The organism is Archangium sp. (assembly GCF_036389735.1).
In the GTDB taxonomy this organism is placed as follows: Bacteria; Myxococcota; Myxococcia; order Myxococcales; family Myxococcaceae; genus Archangium.
In genome coordinates, this window is sequence record NZ_DASVWK010000970.1 from 1 (window position 1) to 12,528 (window position 12,528).

Genomic DNA, 12,528 nt, shown 5'->3' on the forward strand with positions numbered 1-12,528 from the left:
CTTCTCCAGCAGCGCGCGGCGAGCCTCCCGCACCTCGTCCGGACTCAACCGCCAGGCGCCCTCGGCCACCAGCACCCCGGCCTCCTCGAGGAGCTCGCGCGCCGCGGCCACCCGCAGCGCCGCCTCCTGCCCCGAGGCCCCTCGCACCGGCACCAGCGCGTCCGTCTTGTCCACCTTGCCGCCAGGGAAGGCATAGAAGCCCCCGGCGAAGGCGAGCGCCTTCTCGCGCCGCACCCAGAAGACCTCCACGCCCTCGGGCGTCCTGCGGTACGGCACCACCACCGACGCGGGCCTCGTCGCCGCCACGGGGGGCGGCGGAGGCATCCCGGGAAACGCCTCGCTCATGATTGCACCACCTGGCCCAGCAACCGCGCCATGAGGTTGCGCGCGTCCTCGATCTGATCCGGCCGCACGTACAGCCGCGACAGCCGCACCGCCCCGCTGTAGCGCTGGTAGAGGGGCGTGTAGCGCGCCACCTCCGTCAGCCGGCCGGTGGAGGCGTCGATGATGTAGAGGCTCGGCCCCGAGCCCTCGGAGAAGTACTTGGAGAGCACGCCCCGCGACTCCACCGCGAAGTGCTCGAAGCCGCCCGTCACCAGGGCGCTGCGCAGCACGTCCAGGTCATAGCCCACGTCCCGCTCGGTGAACTGGGCCAGCAGCTTGAAGCCCTGGCGAGAGGCGATGCGCTGCGCCCACGGGTTCTTCGAGCGCCGCAGCGTGTACCAGAGCGCCACGTCATCGCAGAAGAGGAAGGACTCGGGGTCCGCGGGAATCTCGAACTCGCCGGGCGACTCCTCGTAGTAGCGCCGCAGCATGTAGTCGAAGTTCACCGAGGTGTGGTGGTAGTAGACAGAGACGAACATGTGGTAGCGGCTGAGGAGGAAGTCCTCGAAGGCGAACGCCGCCGCCCGGCTCAGCGCCAGGTGCGCGCGCCCATCCTTCACCGCCGGGTTGAGGTTGGAAACGATCCAATCCATGTCGTACCGGCCGTAGTTGACTCCCGTGTAGAAGGAATCACGTACGAGGTAGTCCATCCGGTCCGCGTCCAGCTCGCCGGACACGATGGCGCGCAGCAGCGGCGTCCAGTCCACCCCGGCGTGCGAGAAGTCCGGGGCCTGCGGCGGCCGGGCCCCGGTGATGAGCGCCACCGCCGCCGCGGGGGTGATGCCCAGCGGTCCGTAGTGCTGCTCGATGAGCGGGGTGAGCGAGCTGTCCAGGAGGAGCTTGGCGGTGTAGTCCTCGTGCGTGGCCTGCTCCCCTTCCGCCACGGAGTCCAGCCAGGAAGGCAACCGCAGGGCCGAGCGCGCGGGGGCGATGCGCTCCGAGGCATGCGAGAGGGGCATGTGCCCCAGGTCATGACAGAGCACGGCCAGACGCACCGCGGCACTGAAGCGGGCCCGGACCTTGTCGGGCAGGCTGGAACGGGTCGCTACGGCGTGGAACACCCGGGAAGCGACATGCATGGCGCCAAGCGAGTGAGCGTGCCGGGTATGGGTGGCGCCCGGGAAGGCCAGGTCACCGAAACCCAGTTGCCGCACGTGCCGCAGCCGTTGGTAGTACCGGCTGTCGATGACGGCCTTCTCCTCACCACTCACGTCGATGGTGCCGTGGATGGGGTCTCGAATCCGCATGGTTCTCCTCTCATACTTCCTGGGACTGCACGCCGGCCAGCCAATCAGCCACAGCAGACTGTCACTCCCCGGAGGGACGTGCTAACCCTGATCGCACTCAGCACAACGCATGCACATCGCCATCCTGTACAACCGAGACCATGAGCTGTTGGAGGACGACCCGGGTCGGGAGGCGCGAGAGGACGTAACGCGCGTGGCCTCCGCGCTCTCCGAGGCCCTCTCCCGAGGCGACACCCACGCCGAGCCGCTGCCCGTCGAGGGCTCCCGGCTGGACTTCGTGGACGTGCTCGCCCGGATGCGGCCGGACCTGGTCATCAACCTCTGTGAGTCCGTGGCCGCCGACAGCCGGGGGGAGATGGTCATCCCCTGCCTGCTGGACATGCTCGGCCTGCCGTACACCGGCTCGCCCGCCCTCTCGCTGGGCCTGGCGCTGCACAAGGACAAGGCCAAGGAGCTGCTCAGGGCCCGTGGGGTGTCCACTCCGGGCTTCGCCCGGGTGGAGCGTCTCGAGGACCTGGAGGCGGTGGACCTGCCCTTCCCCCTCATCGTCAAGCCCGCGCGCGAGGACGCCAGCGTGGGGATTACCGCCGACTCGGTGGTGCACGACCGGGCCGCCCTGCGCCGCACGGTGGAGGCGGTGCTGCGCACCTTCCACCAGCCCGCGCTGATCGAGCAGTACATCGCCGGACGGGAGATCTACGTGCCGCTGCTGGGCAACCAGCCGCGCCGTGCCCTGCCGCTGACGGAGATCCACTTCGGCAAGCTCTTCGAGGACCGGCCCAACATCGTCACCTACGCGGCGAAGTGGGAGGCCGACTCGGCCGACTACCAGAACACCCCCTCGGGGCTGTGCCTGCTGGAGGACCCCGCGCTGGAGGCCCGCCTCGTCCAGACGGCGCTGGATGCCTTCGCCGCGCTGGAGTGCCAGGACTATGGCCGCGTGGACATGCGGGTGTCGCCCCAGGGCGTGCCCTACGTCATCGACATCAACCCCAACTGCGACCTCCACCCCGAGGCGGGTTTCGCCAAGGCCGCTCGCGCCGCCGGCATCGATTACCCCTCTCTGGCCACCCGGTTGGTCGAAATCGCGCTAGAGAGAGCACATGGACATTCGACCCCTCGAAGCAAAGGATCGGGAGCAGCTCGCCTCCCTGATTCAGCGAATCGAAACGTTCTCGCCGGAAGAGGTAACGGTCGCGATCGAGCTCGTCGATCTCGCGCTTCAGCCGAATAACCGCGACTACACCATCCAGGTCGCGGACAAGGACGGGAAGATCGTCGGCTACGTGTGCTACGGCCCCACGCCGATGACGGAGGGAACGTACGACCTGTACTGGATCGCCTCGGACCCCACGGTGCGCGGCCAGGGCGTGGGCGCCTCGCTGATCGCCGGCATGGAAGGCGACCTGCGCCGCCAGAAGGCCCGCCTCATCCGCGTGGAGACGAGCGCCACCGAGGCCTATGGCCCCACCCGCGGCTTCTACGCCTCCATGAAGTACACGGAAGAGGCGCGCATCCGCGACTTCTACAAGGTCGGCGACGACCTGATCATGCTCTCCAAGAGAATCTGAGCGGCTCCAGGCCCCGGGCCGGAGCGCGGTGAGTGATGCGACTTCCCAGAAAAGCCTCCCTCCTCCCGCTGAGCGCCGCGCTGTTGAGCCTGGCGCTCGTGCATTGCAAGCAGCAGGACAAGGCGCCCGAGACCCCCCAGGCCCAGGCCCGGCAGGCGCAACGGGCCCCGCCCGCGCAACCGGCCCAGGCTCCGTCCGAGGTCTCGGATGTGCTCAAGGCGCGCCGGCCCCAGGGCGGCGAGTACCTGGGGCTGTACCTGGTGGACAAGAAGGTGGGCTACGTCTTCAACGAGGTAGGCCCGGTCCCCGGTCGCGCTGATCAGGTGCGCAGCATCAGCGAGCTGAACTTCAAGGCCCAGGTGGGCGCCCGGCTCTCCGAGCGCACCCACCGGGAGGAGCGCATCTACGAGGCGAAGCCCGGCGGGAAGCTCGTGGCCTTCACCATCGAGCAGCGTGGGGACGGTGGCAACCAGACGCTGGTGGGCACCGCGACGCCCACCGGGTTGAGCGTGGTGCGCAAGCGCCCGGGCATGCCGGACGAGACGGTGAACGCGCCCGCCACGACGGAGACGGTGGAGGACGCCGACCAGGTGCGCGTGGCGCTGCTCCGCCAGAAGAAGGTGGACGGCCACACGCTGGATGGGACGGACCTCGGCACCTACCCGGTGAGCACCACGGTGGAGGCCTCGGAGGAGCGGCTCGTGAGCGGGGTGCGGGTGCGGGTGGGCAAGACCGTCACCCTGTCGGAGAAGGAGAAGGTGCCCGTCACCACCTACGTGACGACCGACGACGGGCGGGTGCTGGAAGTCGACTTCGGCGAGACGATGAAGGCGCGCGCCGAGCCCGAGTCCGTGGCGAAGCGGTTGGACCTGGTGGAGGTGTTCGGCCTCACCCGCGTCGTGCTGCCCAAGCGGCTGCCGGAGCAGGCGCATGCCATTCCCGGCCAGGTGACGCTGGTGATGACGAGCCTGCCGGAGAAGTTCCACCGGGACAGCTACCGGCAGAAGTACGAGAAGCAGCCGAACGGGCGCGTGCAGGTGACCCTGTCCGCGCGGGCGCCCGAGCCAAAGAACCTCAAGCCCCGGCCGCTCAAGGACCCCGAGGGGGGGGACAACCTCAAGTCCTCCATCATCGTCGAGAGCGACAGCGAGCAGATCCGCCAGCAGGCCGAGCAGCTCGTGGGCAGAGAGAAGGACGCCTACGCGGCGGCGAAGAAGATCGTCACCTGGGTGGCCACGACGCTGGAGAAGGACTACGGGGCGAGCGCGGACCGGGCCACGGACGTGCTGCGCCAGCGCAAGGGGGACTGCACGGAGCACTCGCTGCTGGCGGTGTCGCTGCTGAGGGCGGCGGGGATTCCGGCGCGGCGCGTGGACGGCGTCGTCTACATGGTGAACCAGGACGGCGTGCCGGCGCTCTACTGGCACGAGTGGGTGGAGGCCTTCGTGGGCGAGTGGACCCAGATGGACCCCACCTTCAACCAGGTGGTGGCGGACGCCACGCACTTCGGTGTCGGTCAGGAGGGCAACGCGGAGATCACCCCCCTGATCGGCCAGCTCAAGGTCGTCGAGGTGAAGTAGCGACGCCAGCGTCAGCTACTTCGGCTCGTCCTTCTTGCGCAGATGCCCGCGGCCCCAGGGCTCCTTGGGGGGCGTGCTCGGCGGCGGGGGCACCCCCCTGGCCAGGCTCGCGTTGCTCCGCTTCAGCCCGCTCTTGAAGATCCCCTCGGCGATGTCGAGCCCAAGCGGCACTCCCCCGATGGAGTCGCGCGGCAACACCACGCTGTCCGGATCGGGATCGAACCTGGCCGACGGGCCCTCACCGCCCGCCCCGTCGGAGTCGTATCCCCCCGTCGTGCCGTCGAACCGCCAGTGCACGCCGAGGTAGACGCGGCTCACCGCGTTCTCGGTGATCGCCTCGAGCAGGTTCGAGAAGCGACGGACGTGCCGGGTGCGCACGCTGCCGTCGACATGCCGGGACTGCCCATCGAGCTCTTCCGAGATGAAGTCGAAGCCGACGTCATCGCTCCCGTCGGGATGGAGCGTGGCCTTGCCAATCGACGCGAGGTAGAGGCGCGTGATGTGCAGGACCGCCGCACCGAAGGTGGCGTGGCCCGACGGATAGGCCGGGAAGTTGGGCGTGAAGCCCGTCGTGGTCAGCTCGTTCGTCCTGGGCGCGCCGAGCGGCTTCCAGAAGGGATCGGAGAAGGGCAGACGCGGCGCCCCGGGATTCGCACTGGGGCCAAAGGTCCGGGTGCGCTCGCGGATGCCGACGACCGGCCGCCACAGGTCGTAGTGGTACTTGTAGAACCAGGCGTGGATGCCCGCATCCGCCATCGCCACGTTGGCGAGCGCGAGCAGCCGGACGTTCTGCGCCTCGGTGAGCCCCTTCTGCTTCGAGATCGTCTTGATGAGCCGGTTGTAGATTCGCGGCGGGGTTCCGAGCTTCTGCGCGCCGTCATAGGCCCAGAAGACACCGATGACGGTCTCCTCCTCTTCGCGGATCGTCTCCGACGAAGTGGGGCTGCCGCCCCGCAGGTAGACCTCCCTGTTATGGGCCGCGTAGACCGGGTCCCTCGGATTCAGCATGCCCGCGGCGTCCTGCCCGGGGGGCGGCGCGAGGAAAGCGGGCGCCGGGGTGGCGAAGAACGGCATCCCCCCCCAGAAGGGATTGAGCAATCCCTGGTCCGGGCTCATCGGATCGGGCCGGTGATGACCGTAGGCGGGGCTCGGGGTCGGGATCTGGTTGCGCCGGGTTGGATGTCGCTCATCGAAGAGCTCGTCCCCCCGACGTAGGGCGATCAGCCCCTCCGCGATGGCCCGCCCATAGGCGGCGGCCGTGGTGGTGTTGCCCGTCCCTCGCGGAGCACTCGCCAGTCGCTCATCGATGAAGGGCCGGTGCTTCGGATAGAGCGCGGACAAGACCTGGGCGCAGGCGACTCCAGCCGCGAACTGCGGCGAGGCCCGCGCATCCGCCGGTGGTACCGAGCCCAGATAGGTCGGCTGGCCCTGGATGCCGAAAAAGGCATCGTGGACGGCCAGCATCGCAATCGCGCCCGCGCGTGAGGTCCGGGTCGGGCCCGCTTGATCTCCCGGGATGGGCGCTCCGGTGTGATCGCGAGCATTCAGATCGTCGACAACGTCATTCCAATAGAGTGCGGCATCCACGGTGAGCCCCTCCTTCGTTCGCTGTTCAGTACAGAGAGAGAGAGGGACCCACTGTCGGATGTGATGGGGGGTGGACGCCTTCACGTACACTGGCGAGCACCATGCTCGTCGATGCGAAGACCCTGCCCACCCTGGAGACGCCCCGCCTGCGCCTGCGCTGGCTGACGGAGGCGGATGTGCCCGCGCTCTACGAACTCTTCTCCAACCGCGAGGTGACGCGCTATTGGAGCTGGTCCGCGTACACCGAGCTGGCCCAGGCGGAGACGCTGCTGCGCAACGTCCACAAGTTCTTCGCCGAGCGCTCGCTTTTCCAGTGGGGCATCGCGCGGCGCGAGGACGACAAGGTGGTGGGCACCTGCACCCTGGCGGAGCTGAGCGGCCAGCACCGACGCGCGTCCCTCGGCTATGCGCTGGACCGCGCGCACTGGGGCCAGGGCCATGGGCGAGAGGCCGTGAGCCGGGTGATGGAGTTTGGCTTCACCACGCTCGAGCTGCACCGGCTGGAGGCCGACGTCGACCCGCGCAACGCGGGCTCCATCAAGGTGCTCGAGGGCCTGGGCTTTCAACGCGAGGGCTACCAGCGCGAGCGCTACTTCCTCGATGGCGAGGTGCAGGACGCGGTGCTGTACGGGCTGCTGCGCCGGGAGTGGCACCTCCCACGAGCCGGCTGAGACCCTGTCCGGGACGACTCCTCAGAACGTGCCCATGCTCACCAGGCCGAACGTGTACTTCACGCGCCCCTGGAGGCCGAGGAACAGCCCGGACAGCACCGGGCCCGTCCGCAGCGTGGCCGTGGCCGTGGCGAGCGTCCGTGCGGTCACCCACTGACGGCTGAATACGGCCCGCAGGTCGAAGCGCTCGCGCCGCACGCTCGTCTCGAGGTCCATCCAAAGACGCGGCTCGGCGTGGTTGGAGCGGACCCCCAGGTTCAGCTCCAGCCAGGACACCCGGCCCCGCAGGTGGGCCCACCGCGCATCGAGCAGGAGCCCCTCGGGGACGCGCGCGGCCGTTCCCCCCACCTCGAGCTGCTCGACCTGGCCACCCAGCGGCAGCCGCAGCACCTCCGGCAGGCGGAAGTGCGCCGCGACATCCGCGCGCACGTTCTTGAAGTGGGGCTCGGTTTGCAAGTGAACGGACCCGTGGAGGCGCCCCCCGAGCGTGGTGCCCTTCAACACGGGCGACAGCCCGAGGGCTTGCGCCTGTGCGGTACCAAACTGGTAGGCCAGCCCGATCCCCACCACGCTCGCCGCGAGGGCCGCGGTCGACTCCTTCCCGGGAAGACGCTCGAGCATCGGGCCCAGGGTCTTCCGGAGCGGGCCCTCGGGCCCGCGGAGCCACATACCGAGGTCGTGCACCCGGAACCGCTCACCCTCGGGACCGAGCTCCAGGAACCTGGCGAGGCGACCTCCCGCCGGGATGTCGGACAGGGTGAGGTCTTGCGACGACAGGGAGAGCACGTCCCAGGCCTCGCGCTGCTCTCGCGCCCCGGGTTGCACGAAGGCCCAGGCCCGCGCGCGCACGGCGAGCGAGACCGACGGCACGGCGAAGCCCCCTTGCAGGCCTCGCCCCGGATCCGCGAAGGACCAGAGGAGCTCCTCGAACGCGGGGCGCTCGGGCAGCTCCGGCGGAGCGACGAACGACCGGTGAATCTCCAGGGTCTGCGCACCGGCCGGCACAGCCCAGAGCACCACCATGAGCGTCACCGCGCATGCTGATACGCACCGGCCCATTGGGACCAAAGGTGGGTGCCCACCCGACCGGCCGCAAGGAAGCCCCCCCTATCGAGGGTAGAGAAGGGTTCACTTAAGGGCGAAAGCCCACGTGCAACTGACACACGGGGCCTGAAGACGCTTGCTTGCTCAGCGGATTTGATGATCGCGGATCATCGCCAGTTGCGTCTCCGCCGTCAGGTTCTTGAGCCCCATGTGGCCGAACGGGTACGTGCCGTACACCTTCTGCCCGTCCTGCCCGGGGATGGGCGAGGTGAAGCCCGCGATGCCCACGCCCACCAGCTCGTCCACGTTGGACCAGATGCTGTAGACGTGCTTGCCCTCGTCGTGGCTCACCGCGTTGATGTCCCGCAGGAACGACGAGGCCGGGTGCAGCCCGGTCGACGTGTTCGTCGTGGGCACCAGGTTGCCCGTCATCAGGGCCGAGGCCAGCCCGTGGTTGGCTCCGGCGATCCCCACGAAGGTGTCCACGCTGTCCGTCAGGGGCTTGCCCAGGTCGAACTTCTTGCCCGCGTACGGGTCGAAACCGTCACCACCCTGGATGGCCTTGCGCGCCAGCGTCACCCCCATCGAGTGGCCGATGACGTCCACCTTCTCGGCCCCCGTGTACTCCTTCACCGCCTGGATGAACGCGCGCACCTCCTCGAGGTACTTCTCCGAGTGGTGCTGCTGCCCCGCCAGCTTGGGGTTCGACGGCCCCCACGTCATGGCGTACATCTCCGAGGGCTTGTAGCCCTGCTTCGAGAAGGTTTCGATGGAGTTCTTCCAGCCCGCCGCGCTGTCGGAGTTGCCGTGGATGAAGATGACGGGCTCCTTCGTCACCTTCTCGCCTGGCCCGGCCTTGCCGCCGAACGCCGGCACGTTGCCCTTGGCGAACTCGTACTTGCCGTAGCCGTTCGCGTTCAGCCAGCTCTTGAAGTCGTTGGAGAACCGCGACTCCTTCGAGACGCTCACCTCGTTCGCCCGGCTCGTCCGGACGGGGGAGGCAGGGCTCGGCTGGGAAGAAACGCGCGTCGACATGGCAGACCACCTTGGAGCTTGAAGTCGGTTGGTTGCCTACATTGTCGTATTTGGCCTCCACAAGTTGCGTACGGGCGCGTCATTTCCCGCCTGGGAGGCCCAAGGGGTTGAATTCCTTGGACTTTCCTCAGGGGGACAGCTTCCTCGCGAGTTCCTCCGGCACGGTGGTGGGTGGCTCGCAGGCGAAGTGGCGGCACAAGTACGCGGCGCCCTGTCCCCCCACCGGCTCGCGGCCCTCGAAGTTCTCGCGCATCGACGGGGGCACCGGCGCACCCGGGTCCTTCCAGGCGAACGCGAACGTGGGGGCGTAGCTCGTCCGCGTCACGGCCAGCAGCGGAGCCACCGCCTCGCGTGTCCCCGCGAAGGTGACGCTCGGAGCGCCCTCCACCAACGCGTCCGCGGCCAGCCCGAGGTGTCCGTAGCCCATCGGGTTCTGCCGGAGCTGCTCTCGCATCCGAGACACGTAGCGCTCCGGCAGCTCCAGGTGCTGCTTGTTCCCGGTGAGCGCCGCCAGCGCCACCTGCGCCTCCGTCAACGTCGAGGCCCCCGAGGGGAAGGCGTTGTCGAACGTCGCGTAGTTGGCCACCACCAGGTCCTGCTGTCCCACGGGGGCCGTCAGGTACGCCCGCTTCTCCGCATCCCAGAAGCGCGCCTCCGCCACCTTCACCAGGGCCTCCGCGGCCTCCAGGTAGCGCGGCGCGAAGGTGGCCTGGTACAGCGCGGTGAGCCCCGCGGCCAGGTCCCCGTAGTCCTCGATGAAGCCTGGAATCCGCGCCTGTCCCTCCTGGTACGAGCGCCGCAGGTGCTGGCCGTCCCACAGCTCCGCCAGGATGAAGTCCGCCGAGCGCCGCGCCAGCTCCACCCAGTCCGCCCGCTCGAAGACGCGGCCCGCGAAGGCCAGCCCTCGAATCATCAGCCCGTTCCACCCCGCGAGGATCTTGTCGTCCCGCCCCGGCTTCACCCGCTTCTCCCTTGCCTCGAAGAGCCGCCGCCGGGCCTCGCTCAACCGACGCTCCTCCCCCTCTTCCACCGGCACCACCGCCTCCAGCACCGTGGCCCCATGCTCGAAGTTGCCCGTCGCCGTGATGCGAAAGTGGCGCAGCGCCAGCTCGGCCAGCTCCGGCGGCAGCACCGCCCGCACCTCCTCGGGCTTCCAGACGAAGAACTTCCCCTCCTCGCCCTCGCTGTCCGCGTCCTGCGTCGCGTAGAAGCCGCCGCGCGCGTCCGTCATCTCCCGTCGCACGTGCTCCGCCGTCTCCTCCACCACCTTGCGCCAGAGTGGTCGCGGCTCCACCTGGTACGCCTCCGTGTACAGGTGCAGCAGCTGCGCGTTGTCGTACAGCATCTTCTCGAAGTGCGGCACCGTCCACCGCTCGTCCACCGAGTAGCGGTGGAAGCCGCCCCCGAGCTGGTCGTAGACGCCTCCGCGCGCCATACGCTCCAGCGTCAGCAGCACCGCCTTCTTCAGCGCCTCGTTGCCGGTGTCGCGCCGCCAGGCCCGCAGCAGGATCGCCACGTTCATCGGGTTGGGGAACTTGGGCGCGCCACCGAAGCCCCCGTTCACCGGGTCCACCCGGCGCAGCATGGACTCACCCATGCTCACGATGTCCTCGGGCTTCAGCGCCGCCGGGGCCGCGTCGAGGCCATAGCTGGCCAGCTCGCCCAGGCCCTCGCGGAACTCCTCCGACTGGCGCCGCACGTCCTCCCGCTTCGTCTCCCAGGCGTTGTGCAGCGCCTCCAGCACCTTCGGGAAGCCCGGCCTGCCGTACTTGTCCCTCGGCGGGAAGTAGGTGCCTCCGTAGAAGGGCAGCAGCTCCGGGGTGAGGAATACCGTCAGTGGCCACCCGCCCCCCTGCCCCATCAACTGCACCACGCCCTGGTAGATCTGATCGACGTCCGGCCGCTCCTCGCGGTCCACCTTCACGTTGATGAACCACTCGTTCATCAACCCGGCGATGGTGGGGTCCTCGAAGGACTCGTGGGCCATCACGTGGCACCAATGACACGCCGAGTAGCCCACCGAGAGGAGGATGGGCTTGTTCTCCGCCCGGGCCCGTGCGAAGGCCTCGTCCCCCCAGGCGTACCAGTCCACCGGGTTGCTGGCGTGCTGGCGCAGGTAGGGCGAGGGCTCTCGCGCGAGGCGGTTGGTCACACCGGACGGCGGAGTCTGGGCCATGGGGCGCTCCTGAGGTGGGGAAGGACAGGAGGAGATAAGGGCCACCGACAGCACGAGCAAGCTCCTCGGAGGGTGCGTGTCCTCCGGGACAAGCCCGAGCGTTCAAGGACGGGCAGAAAGGGACTGGGCAAACGCTCGCCGTTGCGCTTTGTCCAGGGACGTGGCCGAGCCCCTCCCTTCCCGTTCCCCCTCCCTCGTGACGCTCAGCCTCGTGCTGCTGGCGCTGAGTGCCGGGGTGCGGCTCGCGCTCGCGTTGGGCACGGACGTCTACTTCGACGAGGCCTATTACTGGCAATGGGGCCAGCACCCCGCCGGGGGCTACTACGACCACCCACCGCTGGTGGCCTGGCTCATCGCCGCGCTCGGCATCCGCCTCACCGCCCTGCTGTGCGGCGCGGGCACCATCGCCGCCGTGTGGGGGCTCGCCCGGGACGTGTACGGCGACCGCGAGGCGGCCTGGCGCGCGGCCGCGCTGTGGAGCGTGGTGCCCGTGGGCATCGTCGCCGGCGTGTGGGCCACCCCGGATACGCCCCTCCTGCTCTGCTGGGCGCTCGCGCTCTGGGCGCTGTACCGCGAGCGGTGGGTGCTCGCGGGCCTCGCCTGTGGACTCGCCCTGCTGTCCAAGTACCCGGGCGTGCTGCTCGCCGCCGCCTTCGTCGCGGCCTGCGTACGCGCGCGCCGCCTGCCCGCCGGAGCGTGGCTCACCGCGCTCCTCGGCGTGCTCCTCTTCCTGCCCGTGGTGCTGTGGAACGCGCGCCACGAGTGGGTGGGCTTCGCCTTCCAGCTCAAGCACGGCCTCGGGGGCACGGGCGGGTGGCGCACCTTCGGCGAGTTCCTCGCTGGCCAGCTCGCGCTCGGGGGCGCGGTGCTGCTCCCACTGACGGCGGTGTATGTCTTCCGTGGCCCCCGGGAGCAGTTCCTCCTGCGCGCGGCGGCCGCCGCTCCCCTCCTCCTCTTCGGCTATGCCGCCCTGCGCACCCGGGGCGAGGCCAATTGGCCGGCGGCCGCGTACCTCTCCGCATGTGTGGGAATCGCCGGCATGCGTCCCGGGTGGTTCCGCGCCGCGGCCCTGGCCAACCTCGCCGTCGTGCTCGCGGTGGCCTCGCATCTGCTCTTCCCCGTGCTGCGCTTCGAGCGCGACGTCCTCCTGGCGCGCACCCATGGGTGGGCGGAGCTCTCCGTGCTCGGCGACCCCTCACGCCTCTTCCCCGGCCTCACCCGCGAGGACGTGGC

At 69.5% G+C, this 12,528-nt stretch carries 11 protein-coding genes; 5 read left to right on the plus strand and 6 right to left on the minus strand.

The genetic code is table 11. From position 1 onward, the window contains the following. Together VF794_RS34555 and VF794_RS34560 are read right to left on the minus strand one after the other, a co-directional pair. Window positions 1-345: NUDIX domain-containing protein (locus VF794_RS34555; protein WP_331117385.1), on the minus strand; the 345-nt coding region annotated here is incomplete at its 3' end. Beyond that, window positions 342-1,631, minus strand: a complete 1,290-nt coding sequence (locus VF794_RS34560; RefSeq protein ID WP_331117386.1) for an HD domain-containing protein — start codon at window positions 1,629-1,631, stop codon at window positions 342-344. The genes VF794_RS34560 and VF794_RS34555, both read right to left, overlap by 4 nt. Window positions 1,632-1,740: 109 nt before the next feature. Between VF794_RS34560 and VF794_RS34565 the strand changes: the two genes are divergently transcribed. Genes VF794_RS34565 through VF794_RS34575 form a run of 3 tightly spaced genes read left to right on the plus strand, consistent with a single transcriptional unit; the run spans window position 1,741 to window position 4,782 of the window. Further along, window positions 1,741-2,865, plus strand: coding sequence for a D-alanine--D-alanine ligase (locus VF794_RS34565; protein WP_331117387.1), 1,125 nt, complete (start codon window positions 1,741-1,743; stop codon window positions 2,863-2,865). Between the two features lie 13 nt (window positions 2,866-2,878). After that, complete coding sequence (locus tag VF794_RS34570) at window positions 2,879-3,202, plus strand: GNAT family N-acetyltransferase (protein ID WP_331117395.1); 324 nt, start codon at window positions 2,879-2,881, stop codon at window positions 3,200-3,202. Between the two features lie 35 nt (window positions 3,203-3,237). Continuing rightward, window positions 3,238-4,782 carry a transglutaminase-like domain-containing protein gene (locus VF794_RS34575; RefSeq protein WP_331117388.1) on the plus strand — a complete coding sequence of 515 codons (1,545 nt, stop codon included), beginning with the start codon at window positions 3,238-3,240 and terminating at the stop codon, window positions 4,780-4,782. A 15-nt stretch (window positions 4,783-4,797) separates the two neighbouring features. On the opposite strand, the gene VF794_RS34580 is transcribed toward VF794_RS34575, so the two are convergent. Next, a complete protein-coding gene (locus VF794_RS34580) occupies window positions 4,798-6,369 on the minus strand; it encodes a vanadium-dependent haloperoxidase (RefSeq protein ID WP_331117389.1) in 1,572 nt (523 codons plus the stop codon). Window positions 6,370-6,470: 101 nt separating this feature from the next. Here VF794_RS34580 and VF794_RS34585 point away from each other — a divergent pair, with 101 nt between their 5' ends. Beyond that, on the plus strand, window positions 6,471-7,040 hold the full coding sequence (locus VF794_RS34585) for a GNAT family protein (RefSeq protein WP_331117390.1): 570 nt from the start codon (window positions 6,471-6,473) through the stop codon (window positions 7,038-7,040). A gap of 21 nt (window positions 7,041-7,061) precedes the next feature. Here VF794_RS34585 and VF794_RS34590 read toward each other — a convergent pair whose 3' ends face one another. The 3 genes from VF794_RS34590 to VF794_RS34600 form a co-directional block, all read right to left on the minus strand. Next, complete coding sequence (locus VF794_RS34590) at window positions 7,062-8,063, minus strand: hypothetical protein (protein WP_331117391.1); 1,002 nt, start codon at window positions 8,061-8,063, stop codon at window positions 7,062-7,064. A 165-nt stretch (window positions 8,064-8,228) separates the two neighbouring features. Next, complete coding sequence (locus tag VF794_RS34595) at window positions 8,229-9,119, minus strand: lipase family protein (RefSeq protein WP_331117392.1); 891 nt, start codon at window positions 9,117-9,119, stop codon at window positions 8,229-8,231. Window positions 9,120-9,246: 127 nt separating this feature from the next. Continuing rightward, complete coding sequence (locus VF794_RS34600) at window positions 9,247-11,295, minus strand: thioredoxin domain-containing protein (protein WP_331117393.1); 2,049 nt, start codon at window positions 11,293-11,295, stop codon at window positions 9,247-9,249. Between the two features lie 196 nt (window positions 11,296-11,491). On the opposite strand from VF794_RS34600, the gene VF794_RS34605 reads away from it, so the two are divergent. Further along, on the plus strand, window positions 11,492-12,528 hold a 1,037-nt coding region (locus VF794_RS34605), incomplete at its 3' end, for a glycosyltransferase family 39 protein (RefSeq protein WP_331117394.1).

Excerpts from the sequence above, each read along its gene's own strand:
- VF794_RS34565 (WP_331117387.1), top strand. The coding sequence starts at position 1,741 with ATGCACATCGCCATCCTGTACAACCGAGACCATGAGCTGTTGGAGGAC.
- VF794_RS34590 (WP_331117391.1), bottom strand. The coding sequence starts at position 8,063 with ATGGTGGTGCTCTGGGCTGTGCCGGCCGGTGCGCAGACCCTGGAGATT.
- VF794_RS34560 (WP_331117386.1), bottom strand. The coding sequence starts at position 1,631 with ATGCGGATTCGAGACCCCATCCACGGCACCATCGACGTGAGTGGTGAG.
- VF794_RS34575 (WP_331117388.1), top strand. The coding sequence starts at position 3,238 with ATGCGACTTCCCAGAAAAGCCTCCCTCCTCCCGCTGAGCGCCGCGCTG.
- VF794_RS34595 (WP_331117392.1), bottom strand. The coding sequence starts at position 9,119 with ATGTCGACGCGCGTTTCTTCCCAGCCGAGCCCTGCCTCCCCCGTCCGG.
- VF794_RS34600 (WP_331117393.1), bottom strand. The coding sequence starts at position 11,295 with ATGGCCCAGACTCCGCCGTCCGGTGTGACCAACCGCCTCGCGCGAGAG.
- VF794_RS34585 (WP_331117390.1), top strand. The coding sequence starts at position 6,471 with ATGCTCGTCGATGCGAAGACCCTGCCCACCCTGGAGACGCCCCGCCTG.